This is a genomic window from Pedobacter sp. MR22-3 (assembly GCF_026240075.1).
Lineage (GTDB): Bacteria > Bacteroidota > Bacteroidia > Sphingobacteriales > Sphingobacteriaceae > Pedobacter.
Window position 1 is genome coordinate 25,093 of sequence record NZ_JAPIVF010000006.1, and the last position, 22,809, is coordinate 47,901.

The 22,809-nt window shown below is 40.7% G+C and carries 20 protein-coding genes; 18 read left to right on the plus strand and 2 right to left on the minus strand.

Annotated features, from left to right (window positions below):
• Positions 1 to 58: 58 nt before the first annotated feature.
• The 16 genes from OQ267_RS15305 to OQ267_RS15380 all read left to right on the plus strand — a co-directional run bounded on the left by OQ267_RS15305 (position 59) and on the right by OQ267_RS15380 (position 19,818).
• Positions 59 to 1,837 (plus strand): hypothetical protein, encoded by a 1,779-nt coding sequence (locus OQ267_RS15305; protein ID WP_265836681.1) that lies wholly within the window; start codon positions 59 to 61, stop codon positions 1,835 to 1,837.
• A 55-nt stretch (positions 1,838 to 1,892) separates the two neighbouring features.
• A complete protein-coding gene (locus OQ267_RS15310; RefSeq protein ID WP_088303140.1) occupies positions 1,893 to 3,080 on the plus strand; it encodes a PAS domain-containing sensor histidine kinase in 1,188 nt (395 codons plus the stop codon).
• A 26-nt stretch (positions 3,081 to 3,106) separates the two neighbouring features.
• Complete coding sequence (locus OQ267_RS15315) at positions 3,107 to 4,138, plus strand: response regulator (protein ID WP_265836682.1); 1,032 nt, start codon at positions 3,107 to 3,109, stop codon at positions 4,136 to 4,138.
• 111 nt (positions 4,139 to 4,249) lie between these two features.
• On the plus strand, positions 4,250 to 4,678 hold the full coding sequence (locus OQ267_RS15320; protein WP_265836684.1) for a lactate dehydrogenase: 429 nt from the start codon (positions 4,250 to 4,252) through the stop codon (positions 4,676 to 4,678).
• Positions 4,678 to 6,024 carry an oxygen-independent coproporphyrinogen III oxidase gene (hemN, locus tag OQ267_RS15325; protein ID WP_265836685.1) on the plus strand — a complete coding sequence of 449 codons (1,347 nt, stop codon included), beginning with the start codon at positions 4,678 to 4,680 and terminating at the stop codon, positions 6,022 to 6,024. Before OQ267_RS15320 ends, hemN begins: the two co-directional genes overlap by 1 nt.
• 10 nt (positions 6,025 to 6,034) lie before the next feature.
• On the plus strand, positions 6,035 to 8,422 hold the full coding sequence (locus OQ267_RS15330; protein ID WP_265836687.1) for a heavy metal translocating P-type ATPase: 2,388 nt from the start codon (positions 6,035 to 6,037) through the stop codon (positions 8,420 to 8,422).
• Positions 8,419 to 8,598 (plus strand): cbb3-type cytochrome oxidase assembly protein CcoS, encoded by a 180-nt coding sequence (gene ccoS / locus OQ267_RS15335; RefSeq protein ID WP_265836688.1) that lies wholly within the window; start codon positions 8,419 to 8,421, stop codon positions 8,596 to 8,598. Before OQ267_RS15330 ends, ccoS begins: the two co-directional genes overlap by 4 nt.
• A gap of 71 nt (positions 8,599 to 8,669) precedes the next feature.
• Complete coding sequence (gene ccoN / locus OQ267_RS15340; RefSeq protein WP_265836690.1) at positions 8,670 to 10,808, plus strand: cytochrome-c oxidase, cbb3-type subunit I; 2,139 nt, start codon at positions 8,670 to 8,672, stop codon at positions 10,806 to 10,808.
• Between the two features lie 4 nt (positions 10,809 to 10,812).
• A complete protein-coding gene (locus OQ267_RS15345) occupies positions 10,813 to 10,995 on the plus strand; it encodes a hypothetical protein (protein WP_088303134.1) in 183 nt (60 codons plus the stop codon).
• Positions 10,982 to 11,950 carry a cbb3-type cytochrome c oxidase N-terminal domain-containing protein gene (locus OQ267_RS15350; protein ID WP_265836692.1) on the plus strand — a complete coding sequence of 323 codons (969 nt, stop codon included), beginning with the start codon at positions 10,982 to 10,984 and terminating at the stop codon, positions 11,948 to 11,950. The genes OQ267_RS15345 and OQ267_RS15350 overlap by 14 nt, the downstream gene beginning before the upstream one ends.
• Positions 11,937 to 13,310 (plus strand): cytochrome c oxidase accessory protein CcoG, encoded by a 1,374-nt coding sequence (gene ccoG / locus OQ267_RS15355; protein ID WP_265836695.1) that lies wholly within the window; start codon positions 11,937 to 11,939, stop codon positions 13,308 to 13,310. Before OQ267_RS15350 ends, ccoG begins: the two co-directional genes overlap by 14 nt.
• Before the next feature lie 12 nt (positions 13,311 to 13,322).
• Positions 13,323 to 13,757, plus strand: coding sequence for a FixH family protein (locus tag OQ267_RS15360; RefSeq protein WP_265836697.1), 435 nt, complete (start codon positions 13,323 to 13,325; stop codon positions 13,755 to 13,757).
• Positions 13,754 to 14,455 carry a sulfite exporter TauE/SafE family protein gene (locus OQ267_RS15365; protein WP_265836698.1) on the plus strand — a complete coding sequence of 234 codons (702 nt, stop codon included), beginning with the start codon at positions 13,754 to 13,756 and terminating at the stop codon, positions 14,453 to 14,455. Before OQ267_RS15360 ends, OQ267_RS15365 begins: the two co-directional genes overlap by 4 nt.
• Before the next feature lie 382 nt (positions 14,456 to 14,837).
• The gene (locus tag OQ267_RS15370; RefSeq protein WP_265836700.1) at positions 14,838 to 17,225 is read left to right on the plus strand and encodes a TonB-dependent receptor; all 2,388 of its coding nucleotides are present in this window, start codon (positions 14,838 to 14,840) and stop codon (positions 17,223 to 17,225) included.
• A gap of 18 nt (positions 17,226 to 17,243) precedes the next feature.
• A complete protein-coding gene (locus OQ267_RS15375) occupies positions 17,244 to 18,485 on the plus strand; it encodes a DUF4374 domain-containing protein (protein ID WP_088303129.1) in 1,242 nt (413 codons plus the stop codon).
• 31 nt (positions 18,486 to 18,516) lie between these two features.
• A complete protein-coding gene (locus tag OQ267_RS15380) occupies positions 18,517 to 19,818 on the plus strand; it encodes a PepSY-associated TM helix domain-containing protein (RefSeq protein ID WP_265820371.1) in 1,302 nt (433 codons plus the stop codon).
• Between the two features lie 119 nt (positions 19,819 to 19,937).
• Here OQ267_RS15380 and OQ267_RS15385 read toward each other — a convergent pair whose 3' ends face one another.
• Entirely contained in the window at positions 19,938 to 20,144 is a 207-nt protein-coding gene (locus OQ267_RS15385; RefSeq protein WP_088303127.1) for a hypothetical protein, read from the minus strand.
• Between the two features lie 204 nt (positions 20,145 to 20,348).
• On the opposite strand from OQ267_RS15385, the gene OQ267_RS15390 reads away from it, so the two are divergent.
• Positions 20,349 to 21,098 (plus strand): hypothetical protein, encoded by a 750-nt coding sequence (locus tag OQ267_RS15390; protein WP_265836702.1) that lies wholly within the window; start codon positions 20,349 to 20,351, stop codon positions 21,096 to 21,098.
• Here the strand turns inward: OQ267_RS15390 and OQ267_RS15395 are convergent.
• The gene (locus OQ267_RS15395; protein WP_265820369.1) at positions 21,095 to 21,814 is read right to left on the minus strand and encodes a DUF481 domain-containing protein; all 720 of its coding nucleotides are present in this window, start codon (positions 21,812 to 21,814) and stop codon (positions 21,095 to 21,097) included. The two genes, OQ267_RS15390 and OQ267_RS15395, sit on opposite strands and share 4 nt — an antisense overlap.
• Positions 21,815 to 21,941: 127 nt before the next feature.
• Between OQ267_RS15395 and OQ267_RS15400 the strand changes: the two genes are divergently transcribed.
• The gene (locus tag OQ267_RS15400; RefSeq protein ID WP_265836703.1) at positions 21,942 to 22,793 is read left to right on the plus strand and encodes an SDR family oxidoreductase; all 852 of its coding nucleotides are present in this window, start codon (positions 21,942 to 21,944) and stop codon (positions 22,791 to 22,793) included.
• The last annotated feature ends 16 nt before the right edge of the window (positions 22,794 to 22,809 follow it).

Below are 22,809 nucleotides of genomic sequence, written 5' to 3' on the forward strand. Positions count from 1 at the left end.
GTAAATCTGGTCCTGCTTCATGCACATTAAATAGGTTTGTGCTTTAAAGCAATTGATTATGCCACATACCTTTCATATCCCTGTTTTAGGACTGGGGTATTCTATAGACACACCATTAAAAGTTGCCCGCTATGGCATTTCTTCTGTATTATCCATTGTAGATGATGAACTGATCGAAAGGATGCGCGAATACCACTCACAACAGCTCCATTTGGCATTTTTACCGATACTGAAATCTGCCGGAGACAGCCGGGCATCCAGAATCACTGCCTATTTAAATTTCCTGGCTGATGCCGTCTCCCGTCAGGTGGCACAACTTAAAAAGCAGGCATTTGAAGCCGGGAGCGATATCTGCAGGTATTTTGAGCTCCTGCCAGAAGGTTCCGGTTTAAAAAACGGATATGAATTAATGATGGATTATCCCGAAGGAACACAGAAAGAAAGGTTTCAGCAGGTGCTGCGGAATGAAATTAAGGCTGGAGCAATTGATGTAAATATTATGGCGAAGGTGGATAAGATGAATGTGGACGCTGAATTGACCAGCGATGAAAGTTCAGATGCGCTTGCAGCCTTACGTGGATTTGCCTTAAGTAAATTATCTTCATCTGTTATTCTTTCTGCCGGGATGAATCCGAGGTTATACAGTTATCTCGCACAGTTTGAAGATTTTTTCCCAGATAAAAATGGCCATGTTCGTAAAAAGATCATTTTGAAAGTAAGTGATTTCAGGTCAGCTTTAATTCAGGCAAAATTCCTGGCCAAAAAAGGCTTATGGGTAGCCGAGTTCCGGGTTGAGTCCGGATTAAACTGCGGTGGGCATGCATTTGCAACGGAAGGCCATCTGCTTGGACCCATTCTGGAAGAATTTAAAGCCAGAAGAAGCGACATGCATGCAGTGCTATTTGCGCTTTATGAGCCGGTTATTCGTCAGAGAAATATAAATATGACTACACCAGCTTCACAACGGATCAGTGTGCAGGGCGGAATTGGTACTGCTGAAGAAAACCGGTTTTTAATGCGTCATTATGGCTTAGATGCCACAGGTTGGGGGAGTCCTTTTCTTTTGGTTCCTGAAGCCACGAACGTGGATGATGAAACCCTGAATGTTCTGGCGCATTCCAGGGAAGATGACTATTACCTGAGCCATTCCTCACCATTGGGCATTCAGTTTAATAATTTCAAAAACAGCAGCATTAATGCGCAACGCTTAGGGAGGATAGGGAAAAATCGTCCGGGCAGTGCCTGTACCAAAAAATATTTATGCAACAATACCGAGTTTACCGAACAGCCCATTTGTACGGCATCCAGAGCGTACCAGCATTTAAAAATCAAACAACTGAAATCTCAGGCACTGTCGGTACAGGAATTTCAGCAACAATTTGATGCCGTGACGGAAAAAATCTGCCTGTGTGAAGGTTTATGTGCCTCTACCTATCTGAAATATGATATCCTTAAACCTAAAGAAAGTAAAGCCGTAGCCATTTGTCCGGGTCCAAATCTGGCTTATTTTTCTGGTATTTATGCTTTAGATGAAATGGTGGGGCACATTTATGGCCGCTTAAACTTGCTTGAGAAAATTGAACGTCCGCATATTTTTATAAAGGAGCTTGGTTTATATATCGATTATTTCCAAGGGGAGTTACAACAGTTGTATCACCATGTTACGGATAAAAAGAAGAAACAGCTTCAGCATTTTAAATTGCAGTTATCAGAAGGAATCTCCTATTATACACAATTGTTTAATGAAATCGCCGATGAGGGAGATGATCACTTAAATTCATTGCAGATGCAGTTAAATATTTCACAGCACCGATTGGATCAGCTGCAAATTGATTAGTATTGAAAGTGGCCTCAATTAAATTTATCTTTACGGCTTCAGCAAAGCAGATAACATGGACAGATCGAAATTCCTGGATGCAATTATAGAAAATGCGATTGATGGTATCATTACTATTGATGATAAAGGCTTTATTGAGCATTTAAATCCAGCGGCACTGAAGCTTTTTGGCTACGAGCGGACTGAATTGGTAGGCAAAAACGTTTCTGTTCTGATGCCGGAACCTGATAAAATCAGGCATGACGGCTATATTCAAAACTATAATGAAACCGGTAAAAAGCATATCATCGGCATTGGCAGAGAGGTGCGCGGACAAAAGAAAGATGGTTCCACTTTTCCATTCCGGTTGGGCGTAAGTGAAGTTAAATTCAGCGATCGTAAAATTTACACCGGCTTTATTCATGATTTGTCAAAAGAAAAGGCAAATGAGGAACAGATTAAATCGTATACGGAGAAGTTAGAAAGCAAAATTAAAGAACGCACACGCGATCTGATTAAATTGGTTTCAGAGCTGGAAACGGCAAAGGAAAATATGAGTGCCCTTTTTCAAAAAGAGAAAGAGCTTAATCAGCTTAAAACGCGGTTTGTTTCCATGGCTTCACATGAGTTTAGGACGCCATTGAGCTCGATGCAGTTATCAGCTTCATTGATAGATAAATATACGGTAAAACAAGATGTGGTAAATGTAGAAAAACATACGGCCAAAATCAAGAACTCCATTAACAACCTCACCACCATTTTAAATGATTTTTTATCATTGGAAAAACTGGAAGCCGGAAAGGTACAGGCCGCCGCACAGGTTTTCAATATCATCAGCTTTGCAGAAGAAATTACGGAAGAAATGCAGTTAATGACCAAACAAAACCAGCATATTATTTATGAACACACCGGAACCAAGGCTAATGTGTTACTTGATCCAAATCTACTTAAAAACTGCATTATCAATTTAATATCCAATGCGATAAAATATTCAGGTGAAGATACGCTGATTCAATTCAACAGTATCTTAAAAGACAATGAACTGATCTTAGAGGTGAAAGATAATGGAATAGGTATTCCTGAAGCCGATCAGCACAACCTGTTTGAGCCATTTTTCAGGGCACACAATACCGGCGATATTCCGGGAACTGGTTTGGGCCTGAATATTGTCAGTCGTTATGTAGGCTTAATGAATGGCGCGGTATCCTGTAAAAGTGAGCAGCATTCCGGAACCTTATTTACGTTGAGTTTTCCGGTTAAATAAATTAAAAATTCTTTTTAAATTTTCAGATGGGTAAAAAAGTATTAATCATAGAAGATAACGATGATATCCGCGAAGGGACTGCAGAGGTACTGGATCTGGCCGGCTACAAAACCTTTACGGCTAAACACGGTAAAATTGGGGTGGATATGGCCTTGAAGCACCTGCCGGATGTAATTCTTTGTGATATTATGATGCCTGAACTGGACGGATACGGTGTATTGTATCTGATGAATAAAAACCCGCAAACCGCTAATATTCCTTTCATCTTCATCACTGCTAAAACAGAGCGGGCAGATATGAGAAAAGGAATGGAAATGGGCGCAGATGATTATCTAACAAAGCCTTTTGATGATTTGGAATTGTTCAGGGCAATTGAAAGCCGGTTTAAAAAGAAACAGCTATCAAAAGCCATTGGTGCATCTGCCGGAAGCGTTGACGCGGTTTTCGAAGAACTTAAGGCCAAGGGCAAAGCCAGATCAGTTTCAAATAAACAGATTATTTATTTGGAAGATGATGAGCCCTTGCATCTTTATTATATTGTAAAAGGACAGGTTAAAACCTATAAACGTTTTAAAGATGGTCGGGAACTTTCTTCCGGCTTATTTCATGATGGTGATTTCTTCGGTTATGAAAGCCTTTGTAACGGTGTGCCTTATGCTGAAAATGCGGCAACACTTGCGTCATCTGAAATTATCCAGATTCCAAAAACAGATTTTATGGAATACCTGCTCAATCATCAGTCTGTATCTAAAAAGTTCATCAGTCTGTTGTCTGAAAATGTTCAGGATAAAGGGAAGCAGATGCTGCAACTGGCTTATTCGTCTGTAAGAAAAAGGGTAGCTGAAGCATTGGTGCAGGTAGCAGAAAAGTTTAGCAAGCATGAAACCGACAGTTGTACCATCAAGATCTCGAGAGATGACCTGGCCGCGCTGGTGGGGACGGCCAGTGAAACCATCAGCCGGATGTTGGCCGATTTTAAAGAGGAAAAGCTGATTGATAAAACGGGTAACGCCATTAATATTTTATCCTTACAAAAGCTTAAAAATGTAAAGCAGTAGCTGATTTGCAATATATCTTGATAAAAGTAACGAATGTCACTTTTTAGCCTAAGCAGCCTCATCCTCTTCAAATGATGGCTGCTTTATTTTTGTGTACTCTAAAAAAAGTACATGAAAGCAATAGCCTATAATATTAAGCCTGTCGAAAAAGAATGGCTGGTTCTCGCGAATTATAAAAAACATGATATTACGATCATAGCCAATAGTTTAACTATTGATACTTTGTCTTTTTCTGCAGGTAAGGAGGTGCTATTGGTTTTTAATCATGACGACTTAGATGCGGAAATGATTGATGGGTTAAAGTCATTGGGGATTCGGTATATCGCCACCTCATCTGTTGAAACAGAGCACCTGGATTTACTGGCCGCAGGTCGGGCCGGAATGAAAGTAGCGAATGTGCCATTGCTGGAAGAAAACCAGGATCCCAGATTGCGAATGGAGCAGGTGATTAAAAATCTGGATCAATGGGCGGCCGGTAAATGTGTAGGCAAAGCCTGCTGTTGTCAGAATAATTGTGGTGTGACTAAAGCCTTGAAATAATGGAAACCGCCGCATTACTTCAGAAATATAATGTTGCTGCGCCACGTTATACCAGTTATCCTACAGTTCCATATTGGGATCAGAATACATTTAGTCAGGATAAATGGATCAACGCTGTTCAGACCATTTATGCCGATCAGGGAGCTGAAGGAATCAGTCTTTACATTCACCTGCCTTTTTGCGAAAGTTTATGTACCTATTGTGGTTGCAACACCCGAATCACTAAAAACCATGCGGTAGAAGTACCATACATTGAGGCCGTTTTAGCTGAATGGAAAATGTATCAGCATCTGTTAGGGAGCAGGCCTAAAATAAAAGAATTACACCTGGGCGGTGGCACACCTACTTTTTTTCAAGCCGAAAACCTGAAAGTATTAATGGATGGCATTCTTACTGAAGTGGAAGTTTCAGCTGATGCTACGTTTTCATTTGAAGCGCATCCGGCAAATACCACTGAAACACATCTGCAAACCTTATATCAGTTTGGCTTTAAACGATTGAGTCTGGGAATTCAGGATTTCGATCCAAAAGTGCAGTTGATGATCAATAGATTTCAGACGCCACAACAGGTAACCGCGATCATGCGTCAAGCCAGAACAATTGGTTTTGATTCTATTAATTTTGATCTGATATATGGATTACCTGCTCAGCATATCAGTGGTTTATCGCAAACAATTAAAGAAGTGATTGATATGCGGCCAGATCGGATTGCTTTTTATAGTTATGCCCATGTGCCCTGGATCAAGCCTGGCCAAAGGCACTATACTGTTGAGGATCTTCCTGCTGGAAAGGAAAAATTTGCGCTTTATCAAATGGGAAAAAACATGCTGATGGAAGCTGGGTATATGGATGTGGGTATGGATCACTTTGCCCTAACAACTGATAAACTATTTACAGCCAGTACAAAGAAAAAACTGCACCGCAATTTTATGGGCTACACCGATCAGCATACGCATTTGCTCATTGGCTTAGGTGTTTCGTCAATTAGTGACAGCTGGATTGCTTTCGCACAAAATCCTAAAACCGTAGAAGCTTATCTCGATCAGATAAATGCGGGTTTGTTACCCGTAGAAAAAGGCCATCTGCTGTCTGCTGAAGACCTTGAAATTCGTCAGCACATTTTAAACATGATGTGCAGGGAAAATACTAGTTATCCGGAAGGTATTCCTGAGGCAATAGTTCAAAGGCTTGCTCCGCTCATTCAAGATCAGTTGATCCGGGTTTCCGGAAATAAAATCAATATTACCCAAACTGGTAAGTCATTTTTGAGAAATGTGTGTATGGCTTTCGATGAGAAGTTATGGATCAGGCAGCCTGGAACCAGGTTATTTAGTGATGCCATTTAAATTTTATGCCATGAAAAACCAACAACAAACTACTGTTAACACCACCTGTTACCATTGTGGAGAAGAGGTTACCGATCATGTTCATCAATTGGATGACAAAAACTTTTGTTGTGCCGGTTGCAAGGGCGTTTATCAAATCCTTTCTGAAAATAACCTGTGTAATTACTATATATATAATCATAATCCTGGTCAGCGATTGCGTCATGATACCCGCTTAGAATATTTGGATGAACAGCAAATTATGAATCAGCTTATTGATTACGCTGGTGAAGATTCAAGTATCATCACTTTTTATATTCCAGCAATTCACTGCAGTTCATGTATCTGGTTACTTGAGCATCTGTATAAAATCAACCCGGCCATTTTCAGTTCACGCATTGATTTTATCAGGAAGCAGGTAACCATCACTTTTAACCATCAGGAAATCTCATTAAGGAACCTGGTAGAAACCCTGATTCAGATTGGATATGAGCCTTTAATCAGCCTTCAGGATGTGGTGAAGGAACATCAAAAGGCCCTGGATAAGGGTTTGATTCTGAAAATAGCCGTAGCCGGATTTTTAATGGGTAATGTGATGCTTTTCAGCTTTCCTGAGTATTTTGGTTTATCGGACCTTGACAAACAATTTCAAGTGTTATTTGGCTGGCTTAATCTGGCTTTTTCCATTCCGGCAGCCTTTTATTGCGGTAAGGATTATTTCATTTCCGCCTTAACCAGTTTAAAACATCAGCATGTGAACCTGGATACGCCTTTGGCTTTAATCATTGCCGTTCTGTTTTTAAGAACAGCATTTGAAGTTATATTGAACATCGGACCAGGTTTTGCTGATACCCTGACGGGATTGGTTTTTTTGCTGTTAATGGGCAAATGGCTGAAACAACGCACTTATAACCACATCTCGTTCGACCGTGATTATCGTTCTTATTTCCCGATTGCAGTAACCACATTGATTAACGGGCTGGAAAAGCCAGTTTCCATCAATGATGTGAAAATTGGCGACCGCTTATGGATTAGAAACGGCGAATTACTTCCTGCCGATGCAATTTTAATGAAAGGTGATGCCTGGATGGATATGAGTTTCGTCACCGGCGAATCTGAACCTGTGCATAAGGTTTTAGGCGAAATTATCTACGCTGGTGGGCGCCAGACCGGAGAGGCCATAGAGCTGGAAGTGATCAAGCCGGTTTCACAAAGTTATCTAACGGGTTTGTGGAACCATGATCATTATAAAGACCATGTTCATCAGCAGAACTTTAACGATAGCATCGCCAAGTATTTTAGCCTGGCTGTATTTACCATTGCCTTTTCAGCCACTGCTTACTGGCTTTTACAACACGATAGCCATAAGGCCTGGTCGGCATTTACGGCCGTCATTATCGTGGCATGCCCATGCGTACTGGCATTGAGTACGCCATTTACGCTTTCAGCCATTTTATCTGTGTTTGATAAGAAAGGCTTTTATGTGAAAAATACGGATGCTGTAGAACAGCTGGCTAAGTGTGATGCCATTGTTTTTGATAAAACCGGAACATTAACCACTACCCGGAATGCACAGGTTTATTTCAATGGTAAAATGGATGATCACGAGAAAAAAATGGTGGCTTCACTGTTCAGAAATTCTGCGCATCCATTGAGCCGGCACATTTTAAAGGAACTAAAAACAGGCGATTTTTTTCAGGTGAAGAATTATCAGGAAATGCCGGGTAAGGGTTTATCTGCAACCATTAACGGCTCTAGTGTTTATGCCGGAAGTTTGTCCTCAAATTTAAAAGCGGTGGCTCATCAGCCTTCCAGCGGTGTGCATGTGGTCATCGATGATGTTTATATGGGGAATTTTGTCATTGAGCAGGAGTGGCGGCCGCAACTCAATTTTCTGATTAAACAGTTAAATTGCTCATTTGAGGTACAATTGCTTTCTGGCGATACCAACAAGGATGAACGCCATCTGAGAACCATCTTTCCGGAAAAGAATACCATCAGATTCAGGCAAAGTCCACATGAAAAGCTTAATGCCATCTCAGCATTGCAGGATAGTGGAAAGAAAGTCATGATGCTCGGTGATGGACTGAATGATGCAGGTGCCTTGAAACAGAGTGATTTCGGCATAGCCATTACCGATGATATTAACAATTTTACTCCCGGATGCGATGCCATATTAAAGGGCGATTCATTAAATATGCTACCTGATTTTATCGGACTGAGTAAGGATGGGATAAAGATTATAAAAGCAAGCTTTGCCATTGCTACCGCATATAATTTTATGGGAATCTTTTATGCCGTTCAGGGTACGCTTTATCCCTTGGTTGCTGCGGTGCTTATGCCCGTCAGTACCATTACCATCATCTGTTTTACCACTTTCGCTACACGGATTCTAGCCCGTAAAAATAAATTATTATGAATATTCTCTATTTTCTGGTGGGCTGCAGTGTTTTAATGGCACTCATTTTTCTGGGTGCATTTATCTGGGCTGCCAAAACAGGGCAGAACGACGATGTTTACACGCCGGGCATCCGCATTCTCTTTGATGATGAGCTGGAAGAAGAAAAAAGTGAAGAAGATCACTTTTCCAGCTAAGCCACATCATCCTTTACGTCCTCCATGCAGGATACCTTTGACCTATCAATACAAACAAAACATTTCTGTTTATGCAATTAGAGCGATTTACTTACGATAACAAAATTGTCAGAAACTTCGGCATTGCCACCCTCGTTTGGGGGATTATTGGGATGACGGTAGGTTTGCTGGCAGCGATGCAGCTTTTCAAACCTGCCATGAATTTAGGCAACCAGTATACCACTTTTGGCAGGATCAGGCCCTTACACACCAATGCAGTGATTTTTGCCTTTGTGGGCAATGCCATTTTTATGGGGGTGTATTATTCTTTACAACGCCTGCTTAAGGCCAGAATGTTTAGTGATGTTTTAAGTAAAATTCATTTCTGGGGCTGGCAGCTGATTATCGTTTCAGCGGTGATTACGCTTCCATTGGGCTTTACCACCTCGCATGAATACGCCGAACTGGAATGGCCGATAGATATTGCCATCACCATCATTTGGGTGGTATTCGGAATTAACATGTTCGGTACCATTTTTAAAAGAAGGGAACGGCATTTATACGTAGCCATTTGGTTCTATATCGCCACCTTTGTCACCATAGCGGTGCTGCATATTGTGAATTCATTTGAGCTGCCTATTTCATTCCTAAAGAGTTATTATGTGTATGCGGGCGTTCAGGATGCACTGGTACAATGGTGGTATGGACACAATGCAGTAGCTTTTTTCTTAACCACGCCTTATTTAGGCATGATGTATTACTTTCTGCCCAAAATGGCCGGAAGACCGGTATACTCCTATAAACTGAGTATTTTACATTTTTGGTCGCTGATTTTTATTTACATCTGGGCTGGTCCGCACCATTTACTCTATACCTCTTTACCCGGCTGGGCACAATCTTTAGGTGTTGCTTTTTCCATTATGCTGATTGCACCAAGCTGGGGCGGAATGATTAATGGTTTACTGACCCTTCGCGGTGCCTGGGATAAAGTTCGGGAAGATGTTACACTGAAATTTATGGTGGTGGCTTTAACAGCTTATGGCATGGCCACTTTCGAAGGGCCAATGTTATCCTTAAAGCAAATTAATGGTGTGGCCCACTTTACCGATTGGATCGTGGCCCACGTACACGTTGGTGCCTTAGGATGGAATGGCTTTTTAACTTTTGGCGTACTGTACTGGTTAATTCCAAGAATTTATAAAACGGAATTATATTCTAAAAAACTGGCCGGCTTTCACTTCTGGATAGGCACGCTCGGCATCCTTTTTTATGCTATCCCGATGTACTGGGCAGGTTTTACACAAGGTTTAATGTGGAAGGAGTTTACCAGCGAAGGTTTGTTAAAATATCCAAACTTCCTGGCCACTACGCTACAGATTATTCCCATGCATATATTGCGATCAATAGGTGGTGCAATGTATCTGGCAGGTGTAATCGTCATGACTTATAACCTGGCCAAAACCATGAGAAGTGCTAAACTGGTGGCCAATGAACCTGCAGAAGCAATGCCCCTGGCAAAAGAAATTGTAGATCATTCTGCTGCGGATAAAGCCTGGCACAGGGTTTTGGAACGTAAGCCAATGAAGTTTATGGTTTTATCATTGATTATCATTCTCATTGGTGGAATGGTGGAGATGATGCCAACGTTTACCATTCAGTCTAACGTACCCACTATTGCCAGTGTGAAGCCTTATTCTGCCTTAGAATTACAAGGAAGAGATCTTTATATCCGCGAAGGTTGTGTAAACTGTCATTCACAAACGGTGAGGCCTTTCCGTTCAGAAACAGAGCGTTATGGCGAATATAGTAAGGCTGGTGAGTTTGTTTACGATCATCCTTTTTTATGGGGAAGTAAAAGAACCGGACCAGATTTGCATCGCATTGGCGGAAAGTATTCTGATGCATGGCATTACAATCACCTGGTAGATCCCACTTCAATGTCGCCGGGAAGTATCATGCCGCCTTATCCATGGTTGGTGAATCAACAACTTGATATTACCACTACGGCAAGTAAGATCAAGGCGATGCAAACACTCGGTGTGCCTTATGCAGCTGGATATGACCAAAAGGCTAATGAAGATCTTAAGATTCAGGCTAATCAGATTGCCGCTGAATTAAAACAAAACAATATTAAGGTAAAAAGTGATCGGGAGATTGTGGCTATTATAGCCTATCTGCAACGCTTAGGTACTGATATTAAAGCCAATAAAACAGAAATTCCAAGCAACTAAAATTATGTTCAATCAAATAAAAGACCTGGCCGGAGGTGAACTTTACCTCATCAGCTCGCTGATCATGTTTATGGTATTTTTCATTATCGTAGGCATTTACCTCCTTAAATTAAATAAAAAGCATATCGAAGTCATGAGCGAACTGCCAATCCAGGAAAATCAATCTATAGGGTATGAAGAAGATTAGTTTATTTGTTTTGTTGCTGTTTGGTCAGGTGTTGGCATTTGCAGCAGATGAAAAAACAGTGTCCGAAAATGTAAAGCCTTCAGCGCCATCGCTTGGCCTTACGCAATCAGAATTATTGATTGTTATTTTATTACTATTTGCTGTAGTACTGGTGTTTGTGTCGCTTACCTTACTCAACGCTTTCAAGGTAATGTATAAGGAGCAGCTTCATCCTACACCTTATTTATCACCAGAGAAAGCTGAACAATTAAACTACGACGAATGGTTAAAGCGGCGAAAAAAAGGCTACTCCATCTGGGAAAAATTGCTGAGTTTAAAACCGATTGAGCAGGAAAAAGAGCTGGAAATTGATCACGCCTATGATGGTATTAAAGAACTGAATAATCCGGTTCCGGCCTGGTTTAACTTCCTGTTTTTTGGTACCATGATTATTGCTGTGGGTTACCTGTTCTATTACCACATTGGTGGCTATGGCGATCTCCAGGATCAGGAGTATAAGAATGAAATGGCACAGGCACAGATTGAAAAAGCAGCATACCTGCAGAAATCAGCAAATGCAATTGATGAAAATACGGTAAAAGTTGATATCACAGAAACGGTATTGGCTGAAGGGAAGAATATTTTCGAAGGAAACTGTAAAGTATGCCATGGTGATAAGGGGCAGGGAATTATCGGTCCGAATTTAACTGATGATTACTGGTTACATGGTGGAGGTATTAACAATGTCTTCAAAACCATCAAATACGGTGTGCCTGAGAAAGGGATGATCAGCTGGGAGAAAAACCTGAGCCCTAAACAAATCAGTGCCGTAGCCAACTACATTTTATCACTGGCCGGTACCCATCCGGCAGGGGCTAAGGCTGCACAGGGAGAAAAGTACGAAGAAAAAGATCCACAGGACAATGCCATGAAAGCACCCGCCGATAGTTTGAAAACAACGAATGCTACAAAATAATCAGAAAAAGGAAAGTAAGGGCAGGGATTTTCTATATCCTAAAAAGCCAGCGGGAAGACTATATACTTACCGGAAATGGGTAAGCTATGGGCTGCTTTTGCTTTTATTCTCTTGTCCTTTTTTAAAATTGAATGGTGAGCAGTGGGTGCTATTAAATTTCATCGAACGAAAATTTGTATTCTTCGGACTGATTTTTACTCCGCAGGATTTCTATCTTTTCGCATTGGCCATGCTCATATTCATCATTTTTATTGTCTGTTTTACAGTGGTTTTGGGCAGGCTCTGGTGTGGTTGGGCCTGCCCGCAAACCATTTTTATGGAAATGGTGTTCCGGAGAATAGAATTCTGGATAGAGGGTGATAAGCAAAAACAAATCAAACTGAATGCTCAGCCCTGGAATATGGACAAGATTTTAAAAAAATCGACTAAACATTTTCTCTTTTTAGTGATTTCATTTGCCATTGCCAATACCTTTTTAGCCTATCTTATTGGTTCCGAAAAACTATTCAGCATCATTACAGAACCGGTTCATCAGCATGTATCAGGCTTTATTTCCATCTGGCTTTTTACCTTTCTGTTTTATACTGTTTTCGCCTATGTGCGTGAGGTGGTTTGTACGGTAATTTGTCCTTATGGCAGGTTACAGGGTGTTTTATTGGATAACCAAAGTCTGATTGTCGCCTACGATGTTAATCGTGGTGAACCCCGTGGAAAGATGCAGAAGCAAAATGTAGCTGAAGCTAAAGGCGATTGCATAGATTGTGGATTATGCGTACAGGTTTGTCCAACAGGCATAGACATCAGAAAGGGAACACAGCTGGAATGTGTAAATTGTACGGCCTGTATTGATGCCTGTGATGAAGTGATGCTAAAAATCAATCGACCAGAACGCCTAATTGGATTTTATAATCAGGATTACATCAGCCAGCAGAAACCATTTAAAATAGGGGCCAAAGCCTATGGCTATGCAGCTGTCCTGGTTATGGTATGCATGGTTTTTTCTGCCCTCATCTATAAAAGATCATCTATTGAAACCACTGTATTAAGGGCAAGTGGTACGCTTTATCAAAACAGGGGAAACAATCAAACCAGCAATCTGTATAATGCAGAGCTGATCAATAAAACCAATAAAACGGTAAAGTTTGAATTCAGGGCGAAAGATCAACATGATCAGATCGAATTTATACAGGCGGCAAATGTGCTTCCGAAGGATGGATCTGCACAAATCACTTTCTTTCTCATCCGGAATAACCGCCAGATTAAGGAATATAAATCAGATGCTGCATTTGAAGTGATGGTGGATGGAAAAGTTTTAAGCCAGGCCAGCACCAGTTTTTTTGCACCGCCTGATAACGAATAAAAATAAAAAAAGATGACGATGAACTGGGGTACTAAAATTTTATTGGGAATGGGCTGTTTCATGCTTTTCATCATAGCAATGGTAGGTTATATGTTTGCCAAACATGATGGCGATGCTTTAGTGGAAGAGGATTATTATGAAAAAGGGATTAACTACAATACCACCTATAATGCAGCACAAAACATGCTGAATTATGATGCGCAGCCGAAAATTACAGTTGATCAAAAGCAATTGGTTATCCGTTTAAAAGACAGTGCCAGCTACCAGCTCGTATTGATGCGGCCATCAAACAAAGCCGAAGATTTAAAGTTTGATGGTAAAACCATCGGACCTGATCACCTGATTCTGGTAAGTCGCGCTCATTTACCAAAAGGCATGTGGTTTCTCCATATGCAGTGGCGCAGTCATGGGAAGGACTATTTGTATCAAACCAACCTCACGCTATGACGGATTTCCTGCCATTAGCTTTTTTAATGGGCCTGTTTGGCAGTTTGCACTGTGCTGTCATGTGCGGACCCATTATGCTGGGCATGCCTTTTCAGAAACAACATTTTTTAGGTGCTGCCTTCCAATTGCTCATGTATCAGTTCGGAAGAATTTTTGTTTATGTGGTTTTAGGCTTATGCGCAGGCGCACTTGGTGGCAGTATAGCCGTTTTTAGCAATCAGCAAATACTCAGCACCATTATTGGTATACTACTGATTTTTTTTACCTTATTGCAACTTGTTCCGCAGTATGTAAGGCGTTTTGCTACGTTACAAAATCATTTATTGCGTCCTATCAGTAAGCTAATGGCTTACGTATTCCAGTTGCCGCTCTGGGGATTTTTTGCCGGCGCTATAAATGGAATTATTCCCTGTGGAATGGTTTACCTGGCGCTGGTTACCGCCCTCAATACCGGAAGTTTTAAAGCTGGTGGGGTTTTTATGTTTTTATTCGGGATTGGAACCACACCGCTGATGCTGATGGTTTCACTGGGCGGAATTTTCATCAAAAGATATATTCCTTTCAACACACAAAGGCTTATTCCCTGGTTGATGTTTACCATGGGGATGCTGCTAATTATCCGGTCTGCAAATCTTGGTATTCCTTATTTATCTCCCGCACCGATGGGGATATATGGCAGGGCGGTAGATTGTAAATAATTTTTTTTACTCATCGTTCAAAAATTTCAGTTCATTTACGACACCATCTTTGATCGTCATCAAAAAAGTTAATCCTTAGGATTAATGATTTGTCGATCAACCTGCCATTGTTATTCTTCTGCTTAAATTAAATAATATGTAAGCTTATAGATACGGTTCTACCAGGAATATTTCAAATGAAATGGCGTATGGTTAGGCGTTGAATGTTCTGCTTTTCTTTGTTTTTTACCATACTAAACGGTTTAAGGGCTAAAATATGTCTGCATCTTATTTGGACTTGATCTAAATAAGATTTATATTTGCGGCATAAAAAAAATGCCACACGGTTCAGACCCGTGTGGCTACCGGAAAACCGGCTCACCTTTAATCTCCATTAAAAGTTATGCAAATTAAGAAAATTTTGCTATTAGGCATGCTATGTGCCTTTGTAATTTTTGCCTCCGCCCAAAACCGCATTTCCGGTATCTCGGGGCAAATCAAAAGTGCTTCTGGTCAGCCCGTTTCAGGCGCTACCGTCAAGATCCAGAAAACCAATTATGTAACGGTATCTGATGAGAAGGGAAGTTTCAAAATTTCTCAGGTTAAAGCCGGGAATTATCAGATTCAGATTTCTGCCGTTGGTTTCAAAACAATTAAAAAGGAAATAAGCGTATCCGAAAATGAGGATCAAAAGTTAAGTTTCAGTCTTGCCGAATCTTCAGAAGACATGGAAACGGTTAATGTGATTGGCAGAACGGCAAATCAACAGGTAAACCGCCAGGCTTTTAACGTAACTTCTATCGATGCCAAAAAATTACATAACAGTACTTTAGATATCTCTCATGCACTCGATCGTGTATCTGGTGTCCGCGTGAGAGAGGCTGGAGGATTGGGATCTAGAATGGATTTCTCGTTAAACGGATTTACCGGTCGGCAGGTGAAATTTTTTATCGATGGTATACCAATGGATAATTTTGGCTCATCCTTCCAGATCAACAATATTCCGATCAACCTGGCACAACGTGTAGAAGTGTATAAAGGGGTGGTTCCGGTTTGGTTGGGCTCAGACGCTTTGGGTGGCGCCATCAACATTGTAACTGACAATACCACAAAAAGTTACATTGATGCTTCTTATTCTTATGGTTCATTTAATACCCATAAAACAGCTATCAATGCCGGTTATACTTCGCCGTCAGGTTTTAAGGTACAACTGAATGCCTTCCAGAATTATTCTGATAACGATTATAAAGTAACTACAGATGTGGCTTCTTTTGATGGACGCTATTTTAGAAATCAGGTAGTGAAACGCTTTAACGATACTTACCATAATGAAACAATAATTGTAGGTGCAGGAGTAGTTAATAAATCATTCGCAGATCAGCTGATGTTTGGTTTAACCGCTGGGAAAAACTATGCAGAAGTACAAACAGGTGCCCGGATGGTCAGTGTTTTCGGCGATTGGCACCGAAGAGGAAGCATTTTAATGCCAACTGTGAAGTATCAGAAAAAAGATTTATTTACCAAAGGACTTGATCTTCGTATCAATGGTAACTTCAATTTTGGTACCGAACAAAATATCGATACCGTGTATCGCCGTTACAACTGGTTCCAGGAGTATAAGCAATACCCGGGTGCTGGTAGCGAAAGGGAACGTTCTATGTATAAATTCCGTAACAATAATGGATTGGCCACTGCCAACTTAACGTATACCCTTAATGAGCGTCATTCCTTTTCATTAAATAATGTTTACAATTCGTTTAACAGAAAAGGTTCTGATGAACTCTTCCCGCAAAACCAAAATTACGAGCAACCCCGTAAGAACAATAAAAATGTGTTAGGATTAGGGTATAAATTCAGTCCTTCAGAAAAATGGAACACCTCTGTTTTTGCCAAACAGTTTTATCAATCGAATAAATATGCACAGAGTTACAATCCAAGCGGAAACTGGGGTGATGTAGCCTATCTTCAGCAGGAAAACAGCTACAGCAAAACAGGTTATGGTATTGCATCAACTTATTTTATTGTCCCTAACTTTCAGTTGAAAGCCTCTTTCGAAAAAAGCTACCGACTGCCGGAAACGGATGAACTTTTTGGTGATTTATTAAACCTGGAAGGAAATATCAACCTGAAACCTGAGCAAAGCAATAACTACAACCTGGGCTTCAGCTATCAGGCACAGCTAAATCAGATTCACCGTTTTAGCTTTGATGGTAATGTAATGTACCGAGATGCGAAAGACTTTATCAGGCCGCAATTAAATAATAATCAAACCAAACAGGTAAATGGCAACCTGGCTGATGTAACCAATTTAGGTTTCGAATCTGAAGTGCGTTATTCTTACAAGCAGTTATTTACCGCAGGGGTAAATCTTACTTACCAGAACTTAAGAAACAATACCCGTTTTGAACAGGGGCAAACCATGGAAAGTCCTTTGTACAGGGATCGTATCCCTAACATGCCTTATCTTTTTGGTAACGCTGATGCTTCGCTATTCTTCAATAACGTAGGTAAGAAAGGCAATACCTTAACCCTTGGCTACAATGTATTGTATGTTCATGCTTATTACCTATCGTGGCCAAGTCAGGGTACTGCTGATACGAAGTATGATATCCCGAGACAATGGATGCAGGATGTTAATGCAGTTTATACATTAGGCGGTGGTAAATACAACATTGGTTTAGAATGTAAAAACCTGGTGAATAACCGCATCTACGATAACTTTTCATTACAAAAACCAGGCAGAGCATTTTATGCTAAAGTGAGGTATTTTTTCAGTAGTAACAGATCATAAATTTTTATACATACGAATATGAAAACTAAATATTTACTTCCATTTTTAAGTTTATTGTTGGTTACCTTGTTTGCGGCCTGCGATAAGGAACTGGATTCTTCAGAAGTTGTAGACGTGGATAACGAGCTTACCGGAGCAACTAAATTTATCATTTCCGCAACACCTGTGGGTACCACAGGCATCGCCGATTATTTATTGACTGCCAATAGCTTAGATGCAGGAACGGTGACTACACAAGGAAACGGCATTGAGCAAGACGGTTCTTACCGTTATTATTTAACCCATAGAAACCGGTTTTTTAGCTTGTTGTACGGACAAGGGAATCCGGGTGCAGTAACCACTTATCGATTAGACGGTACCGGAAAGTTAAATAAACTCACCAATTTTCAAACTGAAACGGTTCAGCTTTTTGCACCAGCGAAGGATGATATATTTATTGCGAAAATACCGAGATCAGGAAATGAATTTTCAAGTTTCTTTAGGATTGATGCCCGTAAATACCAAATTGTTGGGGAGCAGCAGGTGAACATTGTAAAATTAGCGGGAAACAGGGAACGCGCACATTTTACATGGGCAACTCAAGTGGGTGAAAAACTTTTTATCCCTTATATGAGCATCAAAGGTGCAGCACCGGATGTTTTTGGTACCGCTTATCCTGATAGTTCGTGGGTGGCCGTTTACAGTTACCCGGAATTAAAACTGGAGAAAGTGATAAAAGACAACCGTACGAGTTATATCGGTGCTTACTTTGTAAATGGTTTAGTGGAAATCGAAAATGGCGATGCTTATGCTTTCTCTTATGCTTCTGCAACCAATTCCGGAACGCCAAGCTCTAAAAATCCTTCTGCAGTAATCCGGATTAATAAAGGAACGACTGAGTTTGATAAAAGCTATTTTTTAAATGTTCAGGAATTGTCTGGCGGTTACCACATGGCTGGTCAGAGCTATGTAGGCATGGGTAAATTTGTAGTGCAGATGTACCCGCAAGCCAATTCGATTACAGGCGCAGCCAGAAAGTTTGCCATTGTAGATGTAATTAACAAAACGTTTAAATGGGTAACAGGCATACCAGCTGATATAACAAGGACAACTACAATTAATAACTATTCCCCGAGAGATGGAAGAACAGGTTATATCGGAATCACCACAGCCAGCGAAGGAAGTTATGTTTATGTTTTTGATGCCGACATCGCCGCTGCAAAAAAAGGTTTAAAGGTAGAAGGTGGGACAATTACCGCCATCAATGCGCTTCAATATTAATTAAGCATTTCTCATTTCAATTAAGAAGATAATGGCAACAGCAAACAACTCTAATCCGGCGAAGAAAAAAGTGAAAGATTCGCAATTTACCAGAATTAACAAATGGCTTCATCTCTGGCTCGGTCTTGTATCTGGTGTCATTGTTTTAATGGTTTGTATAACAGGCTGCATCTGGGTTTTTAATGAAGAGATCACCGGATTACTGGAGCCTGAAAGCAAGATAGAAAAGCAAGATAAGCCAGTGATCACGCCATCTCAGCTCACCTCGATTGCTGCCCGCTTATTTCCGGACAAATCGCCGGTTTACGCGAATTACCAGCAGGGAAGGGCAATTAACTTAAATTTGAAAGGCGCAAAAGAAGAAGGCCGCAGGGGTGGTGGAACAACTTTAACCATTAATCCTTACACTGGCCGGGTGATCAGCAAAGTGGTACACAAAAAAGGTGAGGTAGATTTCTTCCGCTTTATCCTGAACGGACACCGTTTCCTTTGGCTGCCCTATGCCATTGGCCGGCCGATTGTGAATTATGGAACACTCATCTTCGTTATCCTATTGATTACAGGTTTGATCTGGTGGTATCCTAAAAAATGGAACAAATCTACCCGTGATAAAAGTTTTAAAATCAAATGGGGTGCATCATTCAAACGTGTTAATTTGGATTTGCATAATGTATTGGGGTTTTATTCGCTCATCTTTTTATTGTTCATCGCATTAACCGGGATGGTTTATGGCATCAGGTGGTATAGCGAAGGCTTATACTGGGTAACCAGTGGTGGCGAAAAGTTGGGTGAATTTGATCGCCTGGCATCTGATTCACTACAGGCAGGGAAATTCTACACACCAGAAAAGGCAATGGATTTAGCCTGGAATACCGTAATTAAAAAACATCCAAAATCAGAAGGTTTTTATTATAATTTCCCGGATACTTCCAAAGCAAAGGCAACCATTAATATTACGGTTTATCCTGATAAAGGGCAGTTTTACAATAACCAAAGTTATACTTTTGATCAGCATACGCTACAAGAATTAAAAGGGAAAGGTGTCTATTCAGTGCCTTACGAAGCTTCTGGTTTTGGTGGCAAGTTAAGGAAAATGAATTATGATATCCATGTGGGCAGTATCCTGGGTTTCCCGGGCAAAGTACTGGCCTTTCTGGCATCCCTGATTGGCGCGAGTTTACCAATCACAGGTTTTCTGATTTGGTACGGACGTAAGTTTAAGAAAAAAGGAAAGGCTAAGGAACCTTTAAAAACGGAGGGATCAAATCCGCTGCAGCATGGTAAACCAAGAGCTAGAATACCTGTTAGAAAAATGGAGAATGTGATAAATTAAGTATACTCAATCATCCTTCCGAACCTGATTCGTGATCTGTTATCATGTCACAAATAACATCATAAACAAGCCTGCAAAATCAATTAAATTTGATTTTGCAGGCTTGTTCTAAACAGCTGTTAAGCTTGTTTTACTTTTTTTGCCCGTCCGCCTTCGGCTTTTTCGGGTTGTTGTATGGATAAGATCAAATCGATGCTTTCAGAATTGACTTCATATTCAGCTGCAATTTTTTCCCATTTTACTAATTCCGACTGCAGATTTTCAATCTCCTTACTTAAAGATTCTATCTTGGTTTGTATCGATTTTCTTACGTTTAAATTTGCCATAACACAAAATTATCATTTGAATATGAAATGAATCATGCTTTTATTCACATCCGTAAAATAAATTTGACTACTGGTTGTTATTCAGTGTTTTAGGTAGCCGGAGATTTTTCAACATTTTTTATTTGTTGTTGTTGATATGTTTTTAAGTGCTGCTATCCAGCTGGAAAGCCTTTTTAACCGCTAAAATCCAACTGATGGTTTTTGATGAATAGCGGCAAAATGCTAAATTTACGCTTCGCTTTTGTACGAAGTAAGAAAGCAATAAGGAAACCGAACAACATTAATTTGCAACTGTCTATTTTATCTTTTCAGCAAGGGCAACAAGCTCCGGTGCTCGATTTTCCGTATGTGATCACCGAGGCCGCGCATTATATCATGGCGCTCAATTTCCAGCAGGAATTTGACTTGTTATACATCGATCTTCGTCCCAAAGCGGAAGGTAAGGAAGGTATTGCCGGATTCAAATTCAGCAGGGATGCGAAGAAAACCATGCACCCGGAGATTTATGATCATCTGGCGCTGATTGATATTTCGTCCATTTGCGCGGCCAGTATCCATCAATATGGAAAAGAAATCATCAGGGTTGAAAAAGCTAATTTTCCATCAGATGCAGCCATGATGGTTACTTCAGGCTGTGGTGATGATTATGTACGCTTCAGCAAACATTTACTCCCGGTGTCCCGGCATTTTCTGCTTCGCCCCATGCACACGCAATGGAATACCATTTTAAAGGCTTTTGATTTTTTTCTGATGGAAGGTGTATGGGAGGCGGTAATATATGTTTCAGAATGGATAGCTGAACATTTGGGGGCAGGAACCATCAGCCATGCCATTTTGCTGGAGGGTTTAAGCAGCCATGCATGTTATCCCATGCTTTGTACGGCAATGGAAAATTTCCTGACGCAGCGGTATCCGCTTACTAAAAAAAGACTGGAACTGAACATCAGTCACTAAAAATACTGGTCAATACTCAGTCCGTAAGTAAGGTTCAGGTTTTCTCTTCCGGTAATATTCAATTTATTGTAATTCAGGGCCGTAGTCAGGCTGATCCATTTTCGCAGTTTCAAGCCAACAGAAGTCACCGATCTGATGATATGGTCGCCTTTCCGGCTAAAGGAGTTTTGAAGAAAGTGGCTGCCATCAATCACAATGATTTCCTTAATGGCAAAATGATATTGTAAACGCAGGGAATTGCGATAGGTATTATAGCTTTCGCCAACGATCAGGCTACTCTGGTCAAATAATACCCCGTCACTTAAATTGACATAAGCATTTGGTTTATCCAGAAAGCTATAGGCAATACCGCCACCCGCAAGCAACTGGTTTTTCAGTTTTAATGAATAGCTGGTATTATAATTCAGCAATCCCCAGTAATAAAAATGTGGAAAGGTTTTATAAAGATTAAAGTTTAGGGTAGAGGAAAAGTCGTTGTTACTGAGGTTGTTGTTTTGTTTGCCATAAAGCCAGCTGGAAGAAGAATTTAAAACAAAATGTTCCCTTTTCATTCCTAAATTCAGGGCATTGTTTAACAAATAAGCTTTGTCTTCATTGGTACGGTTAACTGATCCGGTAGAAGAAAGCGCGATATGGTACCTGGTGGAATCGCTGTATTGTGCTTTCAGTTCAAGATGAAGAATTGTGCCTAAGATCAGGAGTAAAGTTAGCCGCATCTAAGGTTAACAGCAATGCGCTTGCTATGTTTGGCTTTTTTACAAAATGATGATTGGCAGGCCGGATTAAAACCATGCCTTCCCTTTTCATGTTATTTTAAATCATCATAACATAAAAACAGACAATATGAAAAAGCAGAAAACCCCTGCAAAACAGGAGCAGCAACCCGGAATCGAAGCTGTAATGCATCCTGCTCCTGAAGTAATTAAAGCCAGCTATAAAGGTTCAGGAAAGCTGAAAGATAAGGTTGCGTTAATTACCGGTGGCGATAGTGGCATCGGACGTGCTGTTGCCGTTCACTTTGCCCGTGAAGGTGCTCATGTGGCCATTGTATACCTGAATGAGGATACTGATGCCGACGAAACAAAAAAAATGATTGAAAATGAAAGCCGTAAGTGCATACTGATTAAGGGCGACGTAAAGAAATCTGATTTCTGCAAAAAAGCGGTGCAGAAAACCGTTAAAACATTTGGCCAGCTTAACATTCTGGTCAATAATGCAGGTATGCAGGTTCCACAAAAAGATCCTAAAAAAATAGATGAGCAACAACTTGAAGATACTTTCCGGACCAATATTTTTGGTTATTTCTATTTTGCAAATGACGTATTGGAACATTTTAAGGCAGGCGATTGCATCATCAATACCACCTCCGTAACGGCTTACCGCTCTTCTCCAAACCTCATTGATTATTCTGCTACAAAGGGTGCTATCACATCCTTTACCCGGTCGCTGGCTACTAATCTGGCTAAAACAGGCATTCGTGTAAATGCAGTGGCTCCCGGCCCGGTGTGGACACCACTGATCGTTTCAACCTTTGATGAGGAAAAAATTAAATCATTCGGTTCAGAAACAGCGATGGAAAGGGCAGGTCAACCCTCAGAAGTGGGACCGGCTTATGTATTTCTGGCGAGTGAAGATGCCTCATTCATTACCGGCCAGGTGATTCATGTCAATGGCGGCGAAGTGGTAAATGGTTAGGTTTATCCATAAAAAA